Genomic DNA, 373 nt, shown 5'->3' on the forward strand with positions numbered 1-373 from the left:
CTTACGAGTACCTGATTGGTGAGTTTGCCTCAGGCGCGGGCAAAAAAGCGGGGGAATTCTATACCCCGCAAACGGTATCAACTTTACTGGCGAAGATTGTCACCCAAGGCAAAGACCGTTTACGTTCAGTCTATGACCCGACCTGCGGTTCAGGTTCGTTGTTGCTACGGGTAAAACGTGAAGTTAAAGATGTCGATATGATTTACGGTCAGGAAATGAACCGTACCACCTACAACTTGGCACGTATGAACATGATTCTGCATGATGTGCATTTTGCCAAGTTCGACATCAAGCAGGAAAACACCTTAACCCGTCCGCAGCATTTAGATAAAAAGTTTGATGCGGTGGTGGCGAATCCGCCATTTTCTGCCAA

Annotated in this window: 1 protein-coding gene; it reads left to right on the forward strand. The window is 47.2% G+C overall.

Translation table 11 applies throughout. The features are described 5' to 3' along the window. Positions 1 to 373: HsdM family class I SAM-dependent methyltransferase (locus DLK05_RS17275; protein WP_148114144.1), on the forward strand; the 373-nt coding region annotated here is incomplete at both ends.

Origin of the sequence: Ancylomarina longa (genome assembly GCF_003996985.1) — a bacterium.
GTDB lineage: Bacteria > Bacteroidota > Bacteroidia > Bacteroidales > Marinifilaceae > Ancylomarina_A > Ancylomarina_A longa.